General features: G+C 60.8%; 18 protein-coding genes. 11 read left to right on the forward strand and 7 right to left on the reverse strand.

The window, feature by feature from the left end:
- Positions 1 to 68 precede the first annotated feature (68 nt).
- Positions 69 to 1,700 (reverse strand): acyl-CoA dehydrogenase family protein, encoded by a 1,632-nt coding sequence (locus RAK1035_RS11385; RefSeq protein ID WP_008280137.1) that lies wholly within the window; start codon positions 1,698 to 1,700, stop codon positions 69 to 71.
- A 129-nt stretch (positions 1,701 to 1,829) separates the two neighbouring features.
- On the opposite strand from RAK1035_RS11385, the gene RAK1035_RS11390 reads away from it, so the two are divergent.
- The gene (locus RAK1035_RS11390; protein WP_037297359.1) at positions 1,830 to 2,126 is read left to right on the forward strand and encodes an FtsB family cell division protein; all 297 of its coding nucleotides are present in this window, start codon (positions 1,830 to 1,832) and stop codon (positions 2,124 to 2,126) included.
- A gap of 55 nt (positions 2,127 to 2,181) precedes the next feature.
- Here RAK1035_RS11390 and RAK1035_RS11395 read toward each other — a convergent pair whose 3' ends face one another.
- Both RAK1035_RS11395 and RAK1035_RS11400 read right to left on the reverse strand, forming a co-directional pair.
- Positions 2,182 to 2,640 (reverse strand): DNA polymerase III subunit chi, encoded by a 459-nt coding sequence (locus RAK1035_RS11395; RefSeq protein ID WP_008280139.1) that lies wholly within the window; start codon positions 2,638 to 2,640, stop codon positions 2,182 to 2,184.
- A complete protein-coding gene (locus RAK1035_RS11400) occupies positions 2,640 to 4,127 on the reverse strand; it encodes a leucyl aminopeptidase (protein ID WP_008280140.1) in 1,488 nt (495 codons plus the stop codon). Before RAK1035_RS11400 ends, RAK1035_RS11395 begins: the two co-directional genes overlap by 1 nt.
- A 149-nt stretch (positions 4,128 to 4,276) precedes the next feature.
- Between RAK1035_RS11400 and lptF the strand changes: the two genes are divergently transcribed.
- The 9 genes from lptF to RAK1035_RS11445 all read left to right on the forward strand — a co-directional run bounded on the left by lptF (position 4,277) and on the right by RAK1035_RS11445 (position 15,597).
- The gene (lptF, locus tag RAK1035_RS11405; RefSeq protein ID WP_008280141.1) at positions 4,277 to 5,398 is read left to right on the forward strand and encodes an LPS export ABC transporter permease LptF; all 1,122 of its coding nucleotides are present in this window, start codon (positions 4,277 to 4,279) and stop codon (positions 5,396 to 5,398) included.
- A complete protein-coding gene (gene lptG, locus RAK1035_RS11410; protein ID WP_037297185.1) occupies positions 5,395 to 6,486 on the forward strand; it encodes an LPS export ABC transporter permease LptG in 1,092 nt (363 codons plus the stop codon). Before lptF ends, lptG begins: the two co-directional genes overlap by 4 nt.
- Positions 6,483 to 8,654 carry an LPS-assembly protein LptD gene (locus tag RAK1035_RS11415; protein ID WP_008280143.1) on the forward strand — a complete coding sequence of 724 codons (2,172 nt, stop codon included), beginning with the start codon at positions 6,483 to 6,485 and terminating at the stop codon, positions 8,652 to 8,654. Before lptG ends, RAK1035_RS11415 begins: the two co-directional genes overlap by 4 nt.
- A gap of 5 nt (positions 8,655 to 8,659) precedes the next feature.
- A complete protein-coding gene (locus RAK1035_RS11420; RefSeq protein WP_008280144.1) occupies positions 8,660 to 9,904 on the forward strand; it encodes a peptidylprolyl isomerase in 1,245 nt (414 codons plus the stop codon).
- Positions 9,901 to 10,872 (forward strand): 4-hydroxythreonine-4-phosphate dehydrogenase PdxA, encoded by a 972-nt coding sequence (gene pdxA / locus RAK1035_RS11425; RefSeq protein WP_008280145.1) that lies wholly within the window; start codon positions 9,901 to 9,903, stop codon positions 10,870 to 10,872. The genes RAK1035_RS11420 and pdxA overlap by 4 nt, the downstream gene beginning before the upstream one ends.
- Positions 10,869 to 11,720: a 16S rRNA (adenine(1518)-N(6)/adenine(1519)-N(6))-dimethyltransferase RsmA gene (gene rsmA / locus RAK1035_RS11430; protein ID WP_008280146.1), complete on the forward strand. Its 852-nt coding sequence runs from the start codon at positions 10,869 to 10,871 to the stop codon at positions 11,718 to 11,720. Before pdxA ends, rsmA begins: the two co-directional genes overlap by 4 nt.
- Before the next feature lie 165 nt (positions 11,721 to 11,885).
- Positions 11,886 to 12,896 carry a pyruvate dehydrogenase (acetyl-transferring) E1 component subunit alpha gene (gene pdhA / locus RAK1035_RS11435; protein WP_008280147.1) on the forward strand — a complete coding sequence of 337 codons (1,011 nt, stop codon included), beginning with the start codon at positions 11,886 to 11,888 and terminating at the stop codon, positions 12,894 to 12,896.
- 15 nt (positions 12,897 to 12,911) lie between these two features.
- Positions 12,912 to 14,276 carry a pyruvate dehydrogenase complex E1 component subunit beta gene (locus RAK1035_RS11440; RefSeq protein WP_008280148.1) on the forward strand — a complete coding sequence of 455 codons (1,365 nt, stop codon included), beginning with the start codon at positions 12,912 to 12,914 and terminating at the stop codon, positions 14,274 to 14,276.
- A gap of 13 nt (positions 14,277 to 14,289) precedes the next feature.
- Entirely contained in the window at positions 14,290 to 15,597 is a 1,308-nt protein-coding gene (locus RAK1035_RS11445; protein WP_008280149.1) for a pyruvate dehydrogenase complex dihydrolipoamide acetyltransferase, read from the forward strand.
- Positions 15,598 to 15,638: 41 nt separating this feature from the next.
- On the opposite strand, the gene RAK1035_RS11450 is transcribed toward RAK1035_RS11445, so the two are convergent.
- The 3 genes from RAK1035_RS11450 to RAK1035_RS11460 form a co-directional block, all read right to left on the reverse strand.
- Positions 15,639 to 16,217 (reverse strand): TIGR02281 family clan AA aspartic protease, encoded by a 579-nt coding sequence (locus tag RAK1035_RS11450; RefSeq protein WP_008280150.1) that lies wholly within the window; start codon positions 16,215 to 16,217, stop codon positions 15,639 to 15,641.
- Between the two features lie 17 nt (positions 16,218 to 16,234).
- Positions 16,235 to 16,861, reverse strand: coding sequence for a MarC family protein (locus RAK1035_RS11455; protein ID WP_008280151.1), 627 nt, complete (start codon positions 16,859 to 16,861; stop codon positions 16,235 to 16,237).
- Positions 16,862 to 16,957: 96 nt separating this feature from the next.
- Complete coding sequence (locus tag RAK1035_RS11460; protein WP_008280152.1) at positions 16,958 to 18,805, reverse strand: ABC-F family ATP-binding cassette domain-containing protein; 1,848 nt, start codon at positions 18,803 to 18,805, stop codon at positions 16,958 to 16,960.
- Positions 18,806 to 18,940: 135 nt separating this feature from the next.
- Between RAK1035_RS11460 and ndk the strand changes: the two genes are divergently transcribed.
- The gene (gene ndk, locus RAK1035_RS11465; protein ID WP_008280153.1) at positions 18,941 to 19,363 is read left to right on the forward strand and encodes a nucleoside-diphosphate kinase; all 423 of its coding nucleotides are present in this window, start codon (positions 18,941 to 18,943) and stop codon (positions 19,361 to 19,363) included.
- 290 nt (positions 19,364 to 19,653) lie between these two features.
- Here the strand turns inward: ndk and RAK1035_RS11470 are convergent, their stop codons facing one another.
- Complete coding sequence (locus tag RAK1035_RS11470; protein ID WP_008280154.1) at positions 19,654 to 20,703, reverse strand: zinc-dependent alcohol dehydrogenase family protein; 1,050 nt, start codon at positions 20,701 to 20,703, stop codon at positions 19,654 to 19,656.
- Positions 20,704 to 20,743 lie beyond the last annotated feature (40 nt).

Raw genomic sequence — 20,743 nt, forward strand, 5'->3', positions numbered from 1 at the left:
CGCACACCCTAGGGTGCCCGCATTGCGCCCGACCTTGATTTGGATCAAACATATTCAGAAAAAAGAATTTAATGATGCGCTTGCCCCAGCCGCGCCAGAATGGGGCCTGTGTCGAGCGTGCCAATCGCCCCGGCCACACGTCCGCGCGGATCGCTGAGACGTGTCGCGATATAGCCCTGCGCCACCGCATCAGGGGCATGCCGCATCAGGACTGAAGCGGTCAGAAGCGTGGCGAGGCTCTCGGCATACCAACGGGCCTGTGCCTCTTCGGGCAGCTTGGGAAAGGTTTGCATATGCGCTTTCAGCGCGGCGTCAAACCGGCGGTCCTGCCCGGCGACGCTGGCCAACTCCGCAGTCAGAACCTCGCCTGCAAGCGGCTCTTTGCGCAGGGTGCGCAGGATATCAAGGCAGATGACATTGGCCGACCCTTCCCAGATCGAATTGAGCGGGGCTTCGCGGTACAAAAGGGGCAGGGGCGTATCTTCGATATAGCCCATGCCACCCATGGCCTCCATGGCCTCATAGACCACACCGGGGCAGAGCTTGTTGCCGAGGAATTTCGCAAGTGCCACGCCAAGACGCGCAAAGGCGCGCTCTGCCGGGCTGCGCCCGTCAAATGCCCGCGCCACATGAAGCCCAAGCGCCAGCGTGCCCTCCCAATCAAGCGCGAGATCGGCCAGAACGGCGCGCATCAGCGGCTGGTCGATGAGTTGCCTTTGAAAGACGGACCGATGGTGCGCCCAATGCCGCGCGTGATCCAGTGCCGCGCGCATCAGCCCTGCCGGGGCCATGGCGGTATCCAGCCGCGTGTGATGCACCATTTCCAGAATGGTACATATCCCCGCGCCCTCGTCGCCCAGCCGATAGGCGATGGCCCCGTGATATTCAATTTCCGCAGACGCATTGGCACGATTGCCAAGTTTATCCTTTAGTCTTTGGATCTGGATCTCATTGCGCGCGCCCTCCAGCCAGCGCGGCACCAGAAAGCAGGTCAGCCCCTCTGGCGCTTGCGCCAGCGTTAGAAACCCGTCTGACATTGGCGCGGAGCAGAACCATTTATGGCCGAAAAGACGATAAAATGCGCCCTCGGGCGTGGCGGTGGTGGCATTGGCACGAATGTCCGATCCGCCCTGCTTTTCGGTCATTGCCATGCCCAGTGTGGCACCCGGTTTGCGCGCCAGCGGCTTTGCGCCCGGATCATAGGCGCGTGCCGTCAGCTTCGGCACCCAATCTGCAAAAAGCGCCTTGTCGCTGCGCAGGGCAGGCACGGCGGCATAGGTCATGGTCATCGGACAGCACACGCCGGGTTCCACCTGAGAGGTCAGATAGACCATCGCGGCATGGGTCACGTGGCCGCCCTTGGCCCCCTCCCACGGAATGGCCGCATAGCCCGCGCCGATACCAACGCGCATCAGATCATGATACGTGGGGTGAAACCGCACCTCGTCCAGCCTGCGCCCGCCCGCATCAAAAAGCACCAGTTCGGGTGGGTGTCGGTTGGCCGCGCGCCCTGCCGAACGCAGGGTTTCAGTGCCGATCCGTGCGCCGTAGGCGGCCAGAGTTTCGGGATCGGCGCCTGCTGCCGTCGCATGGGTCTGCAAGCCAGGATCGTCTGCCCAAAGATCAAGATCACCGCGTGATGCGGGTTGGTTCGTCACCTCATGGGTACCAAGCATGTCCTTAGGCGGGCTGTCCTGCATCGCGCTCTCCTTTGGCGGGTATGCTAGTGGGGGTCGCGCAGCGGCGAAAGGGGATTCACAAAGCGCAGGGCCTGTGGCATGATGCCTGCAACGCCCGACACGAGGCGGATCGAAGAGGCAGAGCAGAGTATGACACCCCGCAGCCGCCCTTGGGGCCTGTTGATTTTTTTCCTGATCGCCTTTTTTCTAGGGGCGTATTTTACATTTGCGGCTGTGCAAGGGGATTACGGCCTATTCCGTCGCGCCGAAATTGATGCACAAAGCGTCGAGTTGCAGGCCCAGCTTGACGCGTTGAATGTGCGGGTGGCGCGGATGGAAAACCTGACCCGGCGGCTCTCGGACGGCTATCTTGATCTTGATTTGTTGGATCAGCAGGCGCGTGAAGTTTTGGGCCTGTTGCGCAGTGACGAGATTGTCATCCGCTGAGGCGCGCGTGACGTCTTGCTCAGAGTTTTCGCTTAAGCCCAACACCTTAGCCCGTTTAGGCCTCGGCCTTCTTTTCCCATCGCCCGCCGGCCTCGGACCAGTATTGCGCGGCGCAGCCTGCGCCGGTCAGCGCCTTCCATTGTCCACGCGCAACTTGAACGGCCGCGTCGTCATTCCCGTCAAAGAGAATGCAGACCCGTTGCAGTGACTGCACCTCCTCTCCGCTCACGTCTGCCCCGTCGATCGCCATAACGCAGGCTGCGCCATTGGGTCGGGCGTGGTCTGTCGTCAGCAAAACCGGCTGATCGGCATCATGCGCCCCACCGGCCACGCCATGCGGCAAAAACCCATCCTCAGGCCCTAACCAGAGCCGTTCATCGAGCCAGACAAGCCGCGCCGCCTCTCTTCCTCGCACCACCACGCGCCAGCCAGCCCCCAAGGATTTCTCAAGCAACATCGGCAATGTCGCCTCAAGTGGCTGACGCGTCAGGTGATAGAAGTAGACGGCCCCCATCAACTCTCCTCAAGCATATCCGCAACCAGACGGTTGAGCGCCAGAACGCCCCAGCCTGTCGCGCCCTTTGGGGCGTAGGTCGTGTCCGCCTTGACGCTGGCCACCCCCGCGATATCAAGATGTACCCACGGCATGCCCTCCTGCACAAAGCGGTGCAGGAATTCCGCTGCCGTGATCGTGCCCGCAGGCCGCCCGGCAGAGTTCTTGATATCGGCGATCTGGCCCTTGATCATATCGGCATAGCCCGGCCCAAGCGGCAGACGCCATGCGCCTTCGCCTTCTGTCTTTGCGGCACGCAGGAAGGCGTTGCAGAGCCCTTCGTCATTGCTGAGAACAGCGGCATTCTCGTGACCCAAGGCCACAATGCAGGCCCCTGTGAGGGTGGCCAGATCAATCATCCCGCGCGGCTTATAAGTTTCTTGCGCATACCAGAGCACATCTGCCAGCACGAGCCGCCCCTCGGCGTCGGTATTGATCACCTCGATGGTGTCGCCCTTCATCGACGTCACCACGTCGCCGGGACGGGTGGCGCGGTCCGAGGGCATGTTTTCTACGATGCCCACAAGGCCCACGACATTTGCCTTGGCGCGCCGAAGGGCCAGCGTGCGCATGACCCCTGCGACAACACCGGCACCGCCCATGTCCATAGTCATTTCTTCCATGCCAGCGGCGGGTTTAAGGCTGATGCCACCTGTGTCGAACACCACGCCCTTGCCGATGAGGGCCAGTGGTGCCTCGCCCTTTGGCCCGCCCAGCCATTCCATTACTGCCAGTTTCGACGGGCTGGCGCTCCCGTGACCCACAGACAAGAGCGCACCCATACCGAGTTTCTCCATGTCCTTTTCCTCAAGAATGGTGATCTTGAGGCCCAGATCCTTCATCGCGGCGATGCGATTTGCGAATTCGGTGGTGGTCAGGTGATTGGCAGGCTCGTTGACCAGATCGCGGGTAAAGAATACCCCCTCGGCCAAGGCCAATGTGGGCGCGGCTTCGGCTTTGACTTCATCCGGCCTGCCGGTCATCAGCGTAACGGCACCGGGGTCCTTCGGGGCGGTGTCTTTCTTGGGCTGCGATTTGTGCGGGGTGAAATCATAGGCCCGCAGCAGCACGCCAAGCAGCACATCGACCGGACGGCGCAACGCCGATCCAAGGATCAAAAGCGGCTTGTCCCCCTTGAGGCGGCTTAGGTTCACACCTGCGCGGCGGCTCTCGGCGGGGCTGGCGCTGCGGGGAAGGATGACCACATCAATCGCCTCGGCCACCATCCCGGAGGGCCAGTTGATGCTGATCACGTCGCCAGGTTTTTTGTCGTTCAGGGCGGCCGCCTCGACCAGCCGCGCAAGCGTGCCGCGCGTCATGCGATTGATCTTTCGCGCACCGGCGTCAAGCTTGCCTTCGGGGGGAATGATCACAGCGATCCGACCGGGCGCTGTGGCGAGCGCCTCTAGATCAGTCTCGGCAAAGACAACGTGCAGGGGGGTGGTCATCGAGGGCTCTCCTTGGTTCGGCTTTGCCAAGACCTAGCGCGGCTTGTCGCCAATGACCAGTTAGCAGTTTTCCCCCGCAATCAATTCCGCTAGGTTGCCCGGCAATACTGCTGCCACGGGGGATAAGAGTGACCAGATTCGACAGATACATGCTGTCGCAATTCATGGTTTTGTTCGGTTTCTTTGCGCTCGTTTTGGTTTCGATCTTTTGGATCAACAAGGCGGTGCGCATGTTCGACCGGCTGATCGGGGATGGCCAGCCCGCTTGGGTGTTTGTGGAATTCACGGCATTGACCCTGCCGGGGGTGATCGGCGTCGTGCTGCCGATTGCGGCCTTTGCTGCCGCTGTTTACGTGGTCAACCGCCTGTCAAGCGAAAGCGAGCTGACGGTGATGCAGGCCACTGGATATTCGCCTCTGCGCTTGGCCCGCCCGGTGTTTGTCTTCGGTGTGATCGTTGCGGTGATGATGTCGCTCTTGGCGCATTTCCTGATCCCCAGCAGCCTAAGCCAGCTGCGCCTGCGGCTAGATGAGGTCTCGCGCAATATCACGGCCAAATTGCTCAGCGAGGGCGAATTCCTGCATCCCGCCCCCGGCGTGACCTTCTATATTCGCGAGATCACATTGTCTGGCGAATTGCGCGACGTGTTTCTGTCTGACCGGCGTGATCCCGAAGCGCCTGTGACCTATACCTCGTCCCGCGCCTATCTGGTGCAAGAGGGGGGCGGCACACGGCTGGTCATGGTCTCGGGATTGGCCCAGAATATTCGCGCCGAGCAAAACCGGCTCTTTACCACCTATTTTGACGATTTTTCCTATGACATCAGCAGCCTTGTTCGGCGCGATGTGGTCAATTTAGACGAGGTGGCCTTTGCGGGCACGCTCGAGATGCTGCGCGACCCCGAGGCGGTCGCGGCGCGCACGGGCGTTAGTATGGGGGCTGTGATGGCCCAGATGCATGGCCGCATCACGGCGGCTTTGCTCTGCGTGATCGCGGCTTTGGTTGGGTTCTGCACCCTCTTGGTGGGGGCACATAGCCGGTTTGGTGTCTGGCGTCAGGTGTTGCTGGCCTTTGGTCTTTTGGTGGGTCTCAAGATCGTCGAGAGCCTTGTGCTGGCACCGGTTCTGGCCAGCGCTGTGCTGTGGCCGCTGCTTTATCTCCCGGCGCTGATCGGGCTGGCGTTGTCGGGGCTGCTCCTAGCGCTTGCCAGCTATCCGGGCCTGTGGCACCGGCTGCGGCGCAAGGGGCCTGCGGCGGAGGTGCCGACATGATCCTAGAGCGCTATTTCGGGCGACGTTTCTTTGTGAGCTTCATGGGGGTGACGATCACCATGCTCGTGATCATGGGGCTGATCGACCTGATGGACGAGTTGGGCGATTTCCCTGAATTGGCCTTTGGTCAGGTTTTGGGGATCGTGCTGTTGAAACTGCCCGAAGCCTATTACGAGATCATTCCATTGGTGATGATTCTTGCCTCGGTGGCGCTTTTCTTACGGTTGGCGCGCTCGTCCGAGATGGTGGTGCTGCGCGCCTCTGGCCGGTCTGCATTGCGCGGTCTGCTTGCTCCGGCAGCGGTGGCTCTGGCTATTGGCCTGTTGGGGCTGGCGGTAGGCAATCCGCTGGTGGCGGCGACTGCGAAACGGCATCACGATCTGGTCAATACCTACTCGGGTCAGACATATTCTGACCTTGCCATTGCGTCAGAGGGTCTGTGGCTGCGGCAGGGGGGAACGGCGGGCCAGACGGTGATCTATGCTGCCCGTTCCAGTTCCGATCTCAGCACACTTTACGGCCCCAGCTTTTATGACTTTGCCCCCGATGGCCAACCTCTGCGCCGCATAAGCGCCAGCACCGCACGGCTTGAGACCGGGGCATGGCTGCTCGAAGATGCCAAGATTTGGGATTTGGCCGAGAACATCAATCCCGAGGCCATGGCCCGCCAAGAGGCGCAGTTGAGCGTGCCCTCTGATCTGACCCAGGATCGAATTCTCGACAGTTTCGGCAGCCCGGAGTACATCCCGATTTGGGAGTTGCCCAAGTTCATTGATCAATTGGAAGAGGCTGGGTTTTCTGCGCGACGTTACGCCATATGGTTCCAGAGCGAATTGGCGCAGCCAGTCTTTCTGGTGGCGCTTGTGTTGATTTCGGCGGCACTGACCATGGGGCACACGCGCGGTGCCAATGTCGGGCTTTCGGTATTGACGGCAGTTCTTTTGGGGTTCGGCCTGCATTACGTGCGCAATTTCGCGCATATCTTGGGTGAGAATGGCCAATTGCCGATCTTGCTGGCGGCTTGGGCTCCGCCCGTTGCCTCGCTGTTTATCGGTCTCGGCATCCTTCTGCATCTGGAGGATGGATGATCCGCCAAATACGCCTCTTTCTTGTTCTGCTGCTTTCGCTGGCAAGCCCGCTGGCCGCGCAGGATGCCCCCTCTGATCCGGCGGTGTTGGTCGCAGATGACGTGCGCCTCACGGCGGACAACCGCCTGATTGCAACGGGCAATGTCGAGGCGCTCTATCAGGGGCGCCGTCTGACTGCGCGCGAAATCACCTATGACCATGGCACCGGCCAGTTGGCGATTACCGGACCGTTGACGCTCACGGATGTCGAAGGCGCGTTGGTCGTGGCCGACAGCGCCGAGCTGGACCGCGACCTGACCAATGGCATCCTGCGTGGGGCGCGGATCGTCATGCAGGATCAGTTGCAATTGGCGGCCGTGGAGATGCGCCGCACCGATGCGCGCTTTAACCAGCTTTACAAGACTGCCGTGACCTCTTGCCGGGTTTGCGACAACGGCCGCCCGCCGTTGTGGCAGATCCGGGCGCAGCGGGTGATCCATGATGAGCAAGAACGTCAGCTCTATTTTGACAACGCGCAGTTCCGCATCCTGAACACCACCGTGCTCTATCTGCCGCGTCTTCGCTTGCCGGACCCGACGCTTGATCGCGCGCGTGGGTTTCTGACCCCGTCGCTGGTCAACTCTTCGCTTTTGGGCACGGGCATCCGCGTTCCCTATTTCATCCCCATTGGCGATAGCCGCGACCTGACGCTGGCGCCGTTCCTTGCGACCAATTCCAAGCGGCTGGAATTCCGCTATCGTCAGGCGTTTCGACAGGGTGAAATTGAATTCAACGGTGCCGTGGCCGAGGATGATTTCAGCCCCGACCCAACCCGTGGATATCTGTTTGGTACGGGTCGGTTCGAACTGCCGCGCGATTTCATCCTGCGGTTCAATGTCGAGCTGTCCAGCGACGATACGTTTCTGTTGGACCATGGATTTTCCGACAAGGACCGCCTGATCAATGAGGTGTCGGTCGAGCGTGCGCGCCGGGATGAGTATATCCGTGGCGCGATCACGCATTTTCAATCGCGACGGGTGGGCGAGAGCAACGCAACCCTGCCCACGTTGGCGGGCAATGCCGAATATGAGCGCCGGTTCTTTCCCACACGGATCGGGGGCGAATTGCGCTTTGGCGCGGCACTGCACAGCCATTACCGCAGCTCGGATTCCACGCTGGCCACGCTTGACCGCTTTGCGGACGGGCGCGATGTAACACGGCTGACCACCCGGCTGGACTGGTATCGCGGTTGGACGCTGCCAGCAGGCGTGCTTGCCAGTTTCCAAACCGGCCTCATCCTGGATCATTTCGAGATTTCGCAGGCGGGGATTACGGCCGCCTCGCAGGCCACCGAACTGACCCCCACACTCGCGCTTGAACTTCGGTGGCCGCTGCTCAAATCCACGCGCCATGCCGTCACCCATGTGATCGAGCCTGTGGCGCAATTGTCGTGGAGCGGTGGATCGAACCCCGATATTCCCCTCGACGAGGCGACGCTGATCGAGTTTGACGAAGGCAACCTTTTCAATCCCTCGCGGTTCAATGCCCCTGACCGGCGCGAACGTGGGTATAGTGCCGCCTATGGGGTAAGCTATACCCGGTTTGATCCGGCGGGCTGGCAAGGAAGCCTTGCTCTCGGGCAGGTCTGGCGCGAAGAGCGTTTGCTGGAGAGGGATGGTCTGACCCCAAGTTTTGCCAAATCCTCGGGGTTGCGCGCCCGTGCCTCGGACTTGCTGATCGCGGGACAGTTCCGCAATGCCACTGGTTTGACCGTGACGGCGCGAGGCTTGTTTGATTCCATGTTCGACACGACCAAGGCAGAGGCCCGCGCCAGTTGGCGCAACGATGATACCAATATTGCGGCCACGTATGTCTGGCTCTCGGCTGATCCGGCTGAAAATCGACCGGCGAAAGTATCCGAATGGGCGATTGATGGCAGCTATCGCTTTGCTCAGCATTGGACTGGCCATGCCGAGTGGCGGTTTGACGCGGCGGCGGAGCGCAGCGTGCGTGCAGGGGCGGGGCTGACATATTCCAACGAATGCGTGGACATCACGCTTTCGGTCTCGCGCCGGTTTACCTCTTCGACTATCCTTGAACCGGAAACCAACTTCGGCTTTACGGTAGGGTTTACGGGGTTCTCGTCCGCGACCCGTGACCGAAGCTTTACCCGGACCTGCAGGAACTGACCAGAATGACACCGATCTTTCGCCGCCTGATTGCCGCCCTGACCCTTGCCGTGACGGGCTTGCTGGTGTGGCCCCTGAGCGGGGGTATGGCGCAGGCGCAAAACCTGTTCTCGCCGCAAATCTATGTGAACGATCAGGCGATCACCGGCTACGAGCTGCAACAACGCGCGCGCCTTCTGACGCTGTTTCGCGCGCCCGGCGACCCGCAGCGACTGGCCCGGGAGCAGCTGATCGAGGAACGTATCAAGATTGACGCCGCCAGAGCCTCGGGTCTTGTGCTCGAAGAGGATTTGGTGCGGGACGGGATGGAGGAATTTGCCGGTCGGGCAAATATGACCGCTGATCAGCTTATCGCGGCATTGGGAGATTCGGGCGTGTCGCAAGAATCCTTCCGAGAGTTTGTTCGCGCCGGGATCACATGGCGCGAGCTGACGCGCGCGCGGTTTGCTGCGCGCGTGTCGGTAAGCGAAGATGATCTGGAACGTGCAACGCGCGCCCTGACCGGTGGCGCTGCAGTGCGCGTTCTTTTGTCAGAAATCATCCTGCCGGTAACCAGTCTTGAGGATGCAGAGGCCAAGCAGGCCTTGGCCGCGTCTATTGCAGAATCCACCAGCGAGGGCGCATTCGCAGAGGCCGCGCGCCGTCACTCCGCGGCACCCTCGTCCTCGCGTGGGGGACGCATGGATTGGGTTGCGTTGTCTGAATTGCCCGCAGGGTTGCGGCCAATCGTGCTGGGGCTTGCCCCGGGCGAGGTGTCCGATCCGTTGCCTCTAGAAGGTGCTCTGGCGCTCTTTTACATGCGCGATATCGAGGAAATGACAGTGCCCTCTCCGGAATATGCCGCCATCGAATATGCCGCCTACTATATCCCCGGCGGGCGGAGTGAGGCGGCGTTGCAGCGTGCGGCACAGGTGCGCGCAGCGGTTGATACCTGCGATGACCTTTACGGCGTGGCGCATGGACAGCCGCCTGAAGTGTTGGAGCGCGGATCGAAGGCCCCAGAGGAAATTCCGCAGGATATCGCCATCGCGCTCGCCTCGCTTGATCCCGGCGAAACTTCGACCAGCGTGACGCGCGCCAATGGGCAAACACTGGTGTTCCTGATGCTCTGTGGTCGCTCGCCGAAACTTGACGGAGAGGCACCTTCGGTTGAGGATCTGTCGAATTTCATCCGCAACCAGCGGATCGAGTCCTTTGCCAATGGGTATCTCGAACAGTTACGCGCCGAGGCGCGGATCGTCGAGAAGTGAGCGCGCCCATCGCGCTCAGCTGTGGCGAGCCGGCTGGCATCGGTCCGGAAATTGCCGCCGCCGCATGGGACCGTCTGCGGGGTGCCCTGCCGTTCTTCTTGATTGGTGATCCGGCGCATCTGCCACCCGGAACACCTATCGCACAAATTACAGATCCCGCCGAGGCATCCGCCGCCTGTGCCACTGCGTTGCCGGTTTTGGCGCATGCGTTTGATGGGCCGCTGACGCTTGGCACGCCCAACCCTGCTCATGCGCGTGGCGTGATCGACGTGATCGCGCGCGGTGTCGATCTGGTGCAATCCGGCGCGGCGTCGGCGCTCTGCACCGCGCCAATACACAAACAGGCGCTACAGGACGGGGCAGGTTTTGCCTTTCCGGGTCATACCGAGTTTCTTGCGCATCTGGCGGGTGTCGGGCGTGTGGTTATGATGCTGGCCTCGGATCAGTTGCGCGTCGTGCCCACGACCATCCACATACCGCTCAAGGACGTGCCGCAGGCGTTGACGCCCGATCTGCTGGAAGAGACGATCCGCATCACCCATGCCGCGTTGATCCGCGATTTCGGCCTGAGTGCCCCGCGATTGGCCATTGCAGGTCTCAATCCGCATGCTGGTGAGGGTGGCAAAATGGGGCGCGAGGAAATCGAGGTTATTGCCCCAGTGATCAGCCGCCTTCGCGCCCAAGGGTTTGATCTGCGCGGGCCGCTCTCAGCGGATACGATGTTTCACGCCTCCGCCCGCGCGACGTATGATGCCGCAGTCTGTATGTATCACGATCAGGCGCTCATTCCGATCAAAACGCTGGATTTCGACCGGGGCGTGAATGTTACGCTTGGCCTGCCGTTTATCCGCACCTCGCCGGATCACGGCACAGCCCTGGACATCGCGGGGCAGGGGCGGGCCAATCCCACCTCGTTGATTGAGGCCCTTAAGCTCGCGCAGACCATGGGCGAGGCGCGCCGCGCATGAGAGCGCTTGAAGATCTTCCTCCACTGGCCAAGGTTATCGCGGCACATGGTCTTTCCGCCCGCAAATCCTTGGGTCAGAATTTCCTGCTCGATCTGAACCTCACCTCGAAAATTGCGCGGCAGGCGGGGGACCTTGGCGATTGCGACGTGCTGGAGATTGGCCCCGGACCCGGCGGATTGACTCGCGGGCTTTTGATGGAGGGGGCGCGACATGTACTGGCGATCGAAAAGGACTCGAGGTGCCTGCCCGCCTTGCAAGAGATTGCCGATGCCGCGCCGGGCCGCCTGACGGTTCTAAATGCTGACGCGCTTGATCTTGATCCTCTGGCACATCTGACGCCGCCTATTCGCGTGGTGTCGAACCTGCCCTATAATGTGGGCACGGAGTTGTTGATCCGCTGGCTGACGCCGCCCGAATGGCCGCCCTTTTGGCAATCGCTTACCTTGATGTTTCAGCGCGAAGTCGCAGAGCGCATCGTGGCGCAGCCGGGGGGCAAGGCCTATGGGCGTCTGGCCCTTTTGGCGCAATGGCGCGCTGTGCCGCGCATAATGATGCACCTGCCGCCGGGGGCCTTTACCCCACCACCCAAGGTGTCGAGCGCCGTGGTGCATCTGACCGCGTTGCCCGAGCCACGCTATCCCGCGGACCCCAAGATATTGGAGCGCGTGGTCGCCCGCGCCTTCAACCAGCGCCGCAAAATGCTGCGCGCAGCGCTCAAGGGGGCGGCCCCCGATATCGAGGATCGGTTGCTCTCTGCGGGGATTAAACCCACGGATCGCGCCGAGACTGTGAGTTTAGAGCAGTTTTGCGCGCTTGCGCGCCGAATGCCGGGCGGAGTTGAGGCCTGAGGCTTTTGTTGTTTTGCTGGATGAGGGTGTCCGTGCTGCGGCATTTGGGCAGGGGTGTGCTGCACGACTTACTCTAGGTAAAATTCCCTCTCGCAACCGCGACGCGATTGGTGTATGAAATAGTTTAATGCTAAACTATATTCGCCAGCAAGGAGTCGCCATCCCATGGTTGCCCGGAAAAGCACTAAGAAATCCAACGTCTCAGCCGAAGATCTCAAGCAGTATTATCGCGATATGCTGCTCATTCGACGATTCGAGGAAAAGGCGGGCCAGCTTTATGGCATGGGTCTGATCGGTGGTTTCTGCCATCTCTACATCGGACAAGAGGCGGTTGTCGTCGGACTTGAGGCCGCCGCAGAAGAGGGCGACCGCCGCATCACCACATACCGCGATCACGGGCACATGCTGGCCTGCGGGATGGACCCCAACGGTGTGATGGCCGAACTCACCGGGCGCGAGGGGGGCTATAGTCGCGGCAAGGGCGGCTCGATGCATATGTTTTCGACCGAAAAGCGGTTCTATGGTGGCCATGGCATCGTGGGTGCCAACGTGCCGCTCGGGGCCGGTCTGGCCTTTGCCGACAAATACCTTGGAAATGATCGTGTGACTTTCACGTATTTCGGAGATGGTGCCGCCAATCAGGGACAGGTCTATGAGACCTTCAACATGGCCGCCCTTTGGCAATTGCCAGTGATCTTCGTGATCGAAAACAACCAATACGCCATGGGCACATCGCAGAAACGATCAACCTCTAGCCCTGACATCTACACGCGCGGGCAGGCCTTTGGCATTCCCGGCGAAGCGGTCGACGGGATGGACGTGCTGGCTGTGAAAGAGGCGGGCGACAAGGCCGTTGCGCACTGCCGCTCGGGCGCGGGCCCCTACATTCTAGAAATCAAGACCTACCGCTATCGTGGCCATTCCATGTCTGACCCGGCCAAATATCGCACCCGCGAAGAGGTGCAGAAAATGCGCGAGGAAAAAGACGCCATCGAGCATGTGCGCGATCTGCTGGTGTCGGGCGGTCATGCCACCGAAGAGGACCTCAAGGCGATCGACAAAGAGATCAAGGATGTGGTGAACGCCAGTGCCGAATTCGCCAAGGAAAGCCCCGAGCCCGCGCTTGATGAGCTTTGGACAGATATTATTGCCGACGCGGCACCGCAGAACGCGTGAAGAGGAGAGACGACAATGGCAACCGAAATCCTGATGCCCGCCCTCTCTCCGACCATGGAAGAAGGCACACTGGCCAAATGGCTGGTTAAAGAAGGCGATACCGTCAAAGCTGGTGATATCCTCGCCGAGATTGAAACTGACAAGGCCACGATGGAATTCGAGGCGGTCGATGAGGGCGTGATGGGCAAAATCCTGATCGCCGAGGGCAGCGAAGGCGTCAAGGTCAATACCCCCATCGCCGTGATGCTGGAGGATGGCGAGAGCGCCGAAGACGTGGCAAGTGCCCCCGCCGCCAAGGCACCCGAGGCCGCCCCCGCCCCGAAAGCTGCCCCTGCTACTGCCAAGGCTCCTGAGGCACCGAAAGCGAATACCAGCCCCGATTGGCCTGAAGGCACCGAAATGCAGACCATGACAGTGCGCGAAGCGCTGAACACTGCCATGGCCGAGGAAATGCGCCGTGACGACACGGTGTTTGTCATGGGGGAAGAGGTTGCCGAGTATCAGGGGGCCTATAAGATCACCCAGAACCTGCTCGAGGAATTCGGTGCCAAGCGCGTGATTGACACGCCGATCACCGAGCATGGCTTTGCCGGGATAGGTGTTGGCGCGTCTTGGGGGGGCTTGCGGCCCATCGTCGAATTCATGACGTGGAACTTTGCCATGCAGGCGATTGACCAGATCATCAACTCTGCGGCCAAGACGCTTTATATGTCTGGTGGTCAGATGGGCAGCCCGATCGTGTTCCGTGGTCCCAACGGGGCCGCCGCGCGTGTCGGCGCGCAGCACAGCCAGGATTACGCGGCGTGGTACGCCCAAGTGCCCGGTCTGCGCGTGGTGCAGCCTTATTCGGCGGCGGATGCCAAGGGCCTGTTGAAAACCGCCATTCGCGATCCCAACCCGGTGGTGTTTCTTGAAAATGAAATCCTCTATGGCCGCTCGTTTGAAGTTCCCAAGCTCGATGATTTCACCATCCCCTTCGGCAAGGCCAAGATATGGCGAGAAGGCACGGATGTGACCATCGTCAGCTTTGGTATCGGCATGACCTATGCGCTAGAGGCCGCCGAGAAACTGGCCGAGGATGGGATCAGCGCCGAGGTGATCGACCTGCGCACGCTGCGCCCGATGGATACGGATACGGTCATCGCCTCTGTGATGAAAACCAATCGTTGCGTGACGGTGGAAGAAGGCTGGCCGGTGGCCTCAATCGGCAACCATATCTCGGCCGTGCTGATGCAAAAGGCGTTCGACTATCTCGATGCGCCGGTCATCAACTGCACGGGTAAGGATGTGCCGATGCCCTATGCCGCCAATCTGGAAAAGCTGGCGCTGACCTCTACCCAAGAGGTGATCGACGCCGTTCGCCAAGTGACCTATCGCTGAGGGAGACCCTAAGATGGCAACCGAAATTCTGATGCCCGCCCTCTCGCCCACGATGGAAGAGGGCACGCTGGCCAAATGGCTGGTCAAAGAGGGGGATACCGTTTCTGCGGGCGATCTCTTGGCCGAGATTGAGACTGACAAGGCCACGATGGAATTCGAGGCAGTGGAAGAGGGCGTTGTTGGCAAGATCCTGGTGGCCGAAGGCACCGAAGGGGTCAAGGTCAACACCCCCATCGCGGTGATGCTGGATGAGGGCGAAAGCGCTGCGGATATATCCAGCGCCCCGGCCAAGGCCGAGGCTCCGGCAGCCAAACAGGCCGAGGCCACGCCGCAAGCCGAAGTTGCGGCCAAACCTGCCCCCGCCGCGCCGAAAACGGGCGATGGGGATCGCATTTTCGCCTCGCCGCTTGCGCGTCGCATCGCGGCAGACAAGGGGATTGATCTGGCAGGCATCACCGGTTCGGGCCCGCATGGCCGGATTGTCAAGGCGGATGTGGAAGGGGCCAAGGCTGGCGCTGCCCCCGTTGCAAGCGCTGCCGAGGCTCCGGCAAGCAAGGCTGCAACCCCGGCACCCGCTGCAGCCCCTTCTGGTCCGTCGTCGGATGCCGTGGTTGCCATGTATCAGGGCCGCGCCTATGAAGAGGTCAAGCTCGACGGCATGCGCAAGACCATTGCTGCGCGCCTGACCGAGGCCAAGCAAACCGTGCCGCATTTCTACCTGCGGCGTGAAATCCGCCTTGATGCACTGATGAAATTCCGCGCGGAGCTGAACAAACAGTTAGAGCCACGGGGCGTCAAGCTGTCGGTCAATGACTTTATCATCAAAGCCTGTGCGCTTGCCCTTCAGGCGGTGCCGGATGCCAATGCCGTCTGGGCCGGTGACAAGGTGCTGCGCCTGAAACCCTCTGACGTGGCGGTGGCGGTGGCCATTGAAGGTGGGCTCTTTACGCCGGTTCTAAAGGACGCCGAGATGAAATCTCTTTCGGCGCTATCGGCAGAGATGAAAGACCTCGCCAAACGCGCCCGTGACCGCAAGTTGGCACCACAGGAATATCAGGGCGGCACCTTTGCGATTTCCAACCTTGGCATGTTCGGAATCGAGAATTTCGATGCCGTCATCAACCCGCCGCATGGTGCGATCCTTGCCGTTGGCGCAGGGCTGAAAAAGCCGGTGGTGGGCAAGGATGGCGAATTGACCGTGGCCACGGTCATGTCGGTGACGCTCTCGGTGGATCACCGGGTGATCGACGGCGCACTTGGTGCGGAGCTTTTGACGAAAATCGTCGAGAACCTTGAAAATCCGATGGTCATGTTGGCCTAAAGATCAGCGCCCCGGCTCTTAGTCGGGGCGTTACACTTTGTTCAGCGGGTCAGCACAAGACGTCCGCCAGTAATCTCGATGCTGGAAAAGCGTTGCAGATACTCCATCCCCAACAGAGACTGGCCCATTTCGCCCTGATTGACCACGGCCCGCAGATTTTCATGCCGCACCGGCCCGACCGCGAGGCTTTCAAGACGCACCGTCGCTGTGCGCACCTCGCCATTGGCGGTATAGGCACGGCCCAGATAGGCCAAACTCTTGGTATCAAGCCCGATCCGTTCAGCGTCACTTTGGCTCAGCACGATCTGACTGGCCCCAGTATCGACGACAAACCGCACAGGCACGCCCTCGATCTCGACGGTTAGGTAGTAATGCCCGTCCGGCGCGCGCGGCACTTCGATCCGGTCGCCCGCGACGACGCTTTGCATTGGGCGCACCGTCTGGCGAATATCCTCCCAGAGGCCCACCGCCGCCAAGGCACCAACAAAGATAAGACCCCAGATCAACGCCTGCTGCGCCAATTTGCCCAAGGACGCGCGGTTCTGAGCCACAAACCAAACCAAAAGCACTGATCCAAGGATCATGAGATAGGTCAGTCGGGCGAAATCAAAATCCTGCATGGCCGCTATATAGGCGCTCAGCCAGCCAAACCAAAGCCGCGCAAGCCATCAAGCACGAATTGTACGGCAAGCGCCGCCAGCAGCATGCCCAAGAGCCGTGTCACCACGTTGATCCCTACCTTGCCAAGGGCGCGCTCTAACAGACCAGAGGTCAGAAACATCACGAAAACCAAGGCGATGACCGACAGCATAACACCGATGACCCAGAGTAGCCCCTCTGCCCCCGGCTTTTGCCCAGCCAATAGGATCACCGTTGCAATCGACCCCGGCCCGGCAATGAGCGGGATCGCGATGGGAAAAATCGACGGATCGTCGCTGTCGTCTTCTTCGGCCGCGTCGGCCTGTCCTTTGCGCCGCTGTCCGCGCCGCTCAAAAAGCATGTCGAGCGCCGTGAGAAACAGCAGCAAACCACCTGCAATGCGAAACGCAGGCATCGAAATGCCGATAAAGCCCAACACCGCCTCGCCAAGCGCAGCAAACAGGATGAGCAACAGCGCAGAGGTGACGCAGGCCCGAATGGCAATCGCGCGCCGTCGCGCCGTGCTCATCCCTTGGGTCAGCGCCACAAAGAGCGGTGTCATCCCGATAGGATCAATGATCACGAAGAGCGTGACAAAGGCCGTGATGAGAAACGCAGTATCCATAAGGGTCTTGCACCATTTTCAGGCTGAAATGCCAAGGGTAAAGTCCCCTGATCCGAAAACCTGAGTGCCCGCAAAGGTAGATGCTCGTAAGGGCGATCAGCGCTCTGCCGTTTCCAGCCGCTCCAATGCCTCCATCCAGAGGGTCTCAGCCAAAGACAGGCCATCCTCGATCTCGGCGTATTTCTTTTGCCATTGGGTCAGCCCGTGGATGTCATCGTAGATCGCGGGATCGGCCAATTTCGCGGCGACCTTGCTCTCCATGTCCTGCAGCTTGGCGATGCGCTCTTCGCAGCGTTTCACATCTTGTCGCAGCTTGAGGATCGCATCGCGCGAGGGCTTTTTGACCTTGATTTCCTTGGGTTTTTCACTTGGCTTTTCGGTGTCCGAGCCGCTGAGCAGCATGGCGCGATAGCTTTCCAGATCACCCTCATAGGGGGCCACAGCACCGTCCCGTACCAGCCACAGGCGATCCGCCACCAGCCCCAGCAGGTGCATATCATGGCTGACCAGAATGATCGCGCCGGAATAGGCGGTCAGCGCCTCAACAAGGGCCTCACGGCTTTCGATATCAAGGTGGTTGGTCGGTTCATCGAGAATCAGCATATGCGGCGCATCGAGCGTGGCCAGCATCAGCGATAGCCGCGCCTTTTGCCCGCCCGAAAGCTTGCCGACCAGCGTTTCGGCCTGTTCGGCCCCGATTCCAAATCCGCCCAAACGCGCCCGCAGTTTCGCGGGTGCCTCTTCCGGGCGCAGGCGGCGGATGTGGTCAATTGGGGTTTCATCAAGGTGCAATTCCTCGACCTGATGCTGCGCAAAATAGCCGACGCGCAGCTTTGAGGCTTTGTGAATCTGGCCTTCAATTGGGTCAAGTTTGCCTGCCAAGAGCTTGGAAAGAGTAGATTTCCCTTCACCATTGCGCCCCAAGAGCGCGATCCGGTCATCTTGGTCGATCCGCAGGTTCAGCCGCCGCAGCACCGGCACGCCATCATACCCAACCGATCCGCTCTCGATCCGCAGGATGGGCGGTGACAGCTCTTCGGGCGTGGGAAAGGTAAAGCGTTTGAGTGCTGCCTCTTGCGGTGTTGTGATCGGCTTGAGTTTGGCAATCATCTTGAGGCGGGATTGTGCCTGCACGGCCTTGCTCGCCTTGGCGCGGAAGCGGTCGACAAAGCTCTGGAGATGCGCGCGGCGGGCGTCTTGCTTTTTCGCCTCAGAGGCGGCAGCGGCGAGACGGGCGGCACGGGTTTCGGCGAAAGTCTCGTAACCGCCTTGATAAAGCGTGAGTTTTTTATCCTCAAGATGCAGGATCGAGCCCACAGCGCGGTTCAAAAGCCCGCGATCATGGCTGATGATGAGCACCGTATGGGGATAGCGCGCGAGGTAGGTTTCAAGCCACAGCGCGCCTTCAAGGTCGAGATAGTTGGTGGGTTCGTCCAGCAGCAAGAGGTCGGGTTGCGAGAAAAGCACACCTGCCAAGGCCACGCGCATCCGCCAGCCACCAGAAAAGGCGGAGCAGGGCATAAGCTGTTCTTCGTCGGTAAACCCCAGTCCTTTGAGGATGCTAGAGGCGCGCGCCTCGGCGGACCAAGCGTCGATATCTGCGAGCCGCGTCTGGATTTCGGCGATCCGCGCGCCATCGGTCGAGCGCTCGGATTCTTCCATGAGTTCAGCACGTTCCGTGTCATAGCTCAGAACGGTGTTGACCAGTGACACCTCGTTTCCGGGCACCTCTTGGGCCACGCCGCCGATGCGCGCGCGCGACGGCAGGCTGATGCTGCCACCTTCCAGTGCCAATTCGCCCCGGATCAGGCGGAATAGGGTGGTTTTGCCCGTGCCATTGCGGCCCACGATGCCAACCTTGTGGCCATCGGGGATAGAGGCAGAGGCGCTCTCGATCAGGGTTCGGCCCGCGACCGAATAGGTGATATCATCTATGTGCAACATGGCCCCCGCATGCCGTATGTGCGCGCCGCCGTCAATCGCGGCTTTTCAAGGCGCGGTGTGCATGTTATCGGACCCGCGATCAAACGCGGTCGGGCAAGGGGCCGGGCCGGTGGAACCTACGGAAAAGAGGCTGAAATGGCTGTTGAACGCACGCTGAGCATTATCAAACCCGACGCGACCAAGCGCAACCTGACCGGCAAGATCAATGCCAAGTTCGAGGATGCAGGTCTGCGCATCGTCGCGCAGAAGCGCATTCAACTGACACCGGAACAAGCGGGTGTTTTCTATGCCGTGCACAAAGAGCGCCCCTTCTACGGTGAACTGTGCGAATTCATGGCGTCTGGCCCGGTTGTGGTGCAGGTTCTGGAAGGCGAGGGCGCTGTGGCCAAGAACCGCGAAGTGATGGGCGCAACCAATCCTGCGGATGCTGCAGCGGGCACGATCCGTGCGGAATTCGCCGAGTCGGTCGGTGAAAATTCTGTCCACGGTTCGGATGCGGCAGAGACTGCAGCGGTCGAGATCGCCTATTTCTTTTCGGGTCTCGAACTGGTCGGCTGATCTTAAGGCGATAGATAAAGAAAGGGCCGTATCCTGTTGGGATGCGGCCTTTTTCTTTTATATGCTTGCGTAGTCCTGATAGACCGGCGCGGCATTTGGTTTGGGCTGCGGTCGCGCAGAGGGTTGCGGGGGCGCGGATTTGGCCCCGGATGTCGGGGGGGTGGCCTGTGGCATGGGACTGCTCCATTATGGGGTGGCAAACCTTGAACGGCTTGGCCTTTGATTATCCTTACAGGATCGGTAAGTTTCACGGCGCGGTTAGGGCGCGATTGTGGCGAAACTAAGGCGAATCAGGCGCTTAACTGGTCGACCACGGTGACGCCATAGCCCTGAAAGCCGTCCATTGCGATCAAGGCATTGTTAAGTCCCGATAATCCGATGCGTTGGGTGATCAGGCGTTCAGGGTCGAGATGCCCGGCGGAGATCATGGCGAAGAGGGGGGCGAAGCGGTCAGCCCCCATGCCACGGGTGCCGTGCAACGTGATCTGGCGGGAATAGACCAGCTCTAACAGGGGCAATTCGGGTGTGGCGTGGCGGCCAAGGGGCATGCCGATTTGAACGTGACGCCCCATTTTGCGAAGGCTTTTCAAAGAGTTGTGAAAGGTGTCCGTGATCCCGAGCGCGTCGAGGGAGACATGCGCGCCGCCGTCGGTCACGTCGCGCACGGCGGCACCGACATCTGGGGATTGGCTGGCATCAAGTGTGGCTGTCGCGCCGAGGGATTTGGCGATGCGCAGCGCCTCGGGGTTGACGTCGATGGCCAGAACACGGGCCCCGATGGCTGCGCCGATCATGATGGCCGAGAGACCGACGCCACCGCAGCCGTGGACGCTAAGCCATTCACCGGGTTGAGTTTTTGCGCGATCCACGACGGCGCGAAAGGCCGTGGTGACGCGGCATCCCATGCCAGCGGCGGCGGCATAGCCCATCGTATCGGGCAGGCGCACGAGGTTGAAATCGGCGCGCGGAATGGCGAGACGTTCCGCAAAGGCCCCCCAGCCGGTAAAGCCGATCACCTGTTGGTGATTGCAGATTGTGGGCTCTCCGCCCCGGCAATCGGGGCAGGTGCCGCACCCCAGAATGAACGGGGCCGTGACCCGGTCACCCACGGCGAAGGCCCGACATTCTGGCCCGATTTCAAGGACTTCGCCCGCGAATTCATGCCCCATGACATGCGGCAGGATGACATCGGGATCGGCGCCTTTCCACGCGTGATGATCAGAGCGGCACACACCGCAGGCGCGCACAGCGATGATCGCGCCGTCACGGGGACAGTCGGGATCGGGCACTTCGGTGATGTCGGTGGGGGTATTGTAGCGGGTCAGGAGGGCTGCGCGCATCGGGCACCTGTAGCTGGAATTGTCGGCAGCCTAGGGGCGG

Origin of the sequence: Roseovarius sp. AK1035 (genome assembly GCF_003288315.1) — a bacterium.
GTDB classification, from domain to species: Bacteria; Pseudomonadota; Alphaproteobacteria; order Rhodobacterales; family Rhodobacteraceae; genus Roseovarius; species Roseovarius mucosus_A.

What these genes read in the sequence shown, in the direction of transcription:
- RAK1035_RS11420 (WP_008280144.1), top strand. Translation starts at nt 8,660, where the DNA reads ATGACACCGATCTTTCGCCGCCTGATTGCCGCCCTGACCCTTGCCGTG.
- RAK1035_RS11450 (WP_008280150.1), bottom strand. Translation starts at nt 16,217, where the DNA reads ATGCAGGATTTTGATTTCGCCCGACTGACCTATCTCATGATCCTTGGA.
- rsmA (WP_008280146.1), top strand. Translation starts at nt 10,869, where the DNA reads ATGAGAGCGCTTGAAGATCTTCCTCCACTGGCCAAGGTTATCGCGGCA.
- RAK1035_RS11400 (WP_008280140.1), bottom strand. Translation starts at nt 4,127, where the DNA reads ATGACCACCCCCCTGCACGTTGTCTTTGCCGAGACTGATCTAGAGGCG.
- lptG (WP_037297185.1), top strand. Translation starts at nt 5,395, where the DNA reads ATGATCCTAGAGCGCTATTTCGGGCGACGTTTCTTTGTGAGCTTCATG.
- RAK1035_RS11395 (WP_008280139.1), bottom strand. Translation starts at nt 2,640, where the DNA reads ATGGGGGCCGTCTACTTCTATCACCTGACGCGTCAGCCACTTGAGGCG.
- RAK1035_RS11415 (WP_008280143.1), top strand. Translation starts at nt 6,483, where the DNA reads ATGATCCGCCAAATACGCCTCTTTCTTGTTCTGCTGCTTTCGCTGGCA.
- pdhA (WP_008280147.1), top strand. Translation starts at nt 11,886, where the DNA reads ATGGTTGCCCGGAAAAGCACTAAGAAATCCAACGTCTCAGCCGAAGAT.
- RAK1035_RS11470 (WP_008280154.1), bottom strand. Translation starts at nt 20,703, where the DNA reads ATGCGCGCAGCCCTCCTGACCCGCTACAATACCCCCACCGACATCACC.
- RAK1035_RS11455 (WP_008280151.1), bottom strand. Translation starts at nt 16,861, where the DNA reads ATGGATACTGCGTTTCTCATCACGGCCTTTGTCACGCTCTTCGTGATC.
- RAK1035_RS11440 (WP_008280148.1), top strand. Translation starts at nt 12,912, where the DNA reads ATGGCAACCGAAATCCTGATGCCCGCCCTCTCTCCGACCATGGAAGAA.
- RAK1035_RS11390 (WP_037297359.1), top strand. Translation starts at nt 1,830, where the DNA reads ATGACACCCCGCAGCCGCCCTTGGGGCCTGTTGATTTTTTTCCTGATC.
- RAK1035_RS11445 (WP_008280149.1), top strand. Translation starts at nt 14,290, where the DNA reads ATGGCAACCGAAATTCTGATGCCCGCCCTCTCGCCCACGATGGAAGAG.
- ndk (WP_008280153.1), top strand. Translation starts at nt 18,941, where the DNA reads ATGGCTGTTGAACGCACGCTGAGCATTATCAAACCCGACGCGACCAAG.
- RAK1035_RS11460 (WP_008280152.1), bottom strand. Translation starts at nt 18,805, where the DNA reads ATGTTGCACATAGATGATATCACCTATTCGGTCGCGGGCCGAACCCTG.
- lptF (WP_008280141.1), top strand. Translation starts at nt 4,277, where the DNA reads ATGCTGTCGCAATTCATGGTTTTGTTCGGTTTCTTTGCGCTCGTTTTG.
- RAK1035_RS11385 (WP_008280137.1), bottom strand. Translation starts at nt 1,700, where the DNA reads ATGCAGGACAGCCCGCCTAAGGACATGCTTGGTACCCATGAGGTGACG.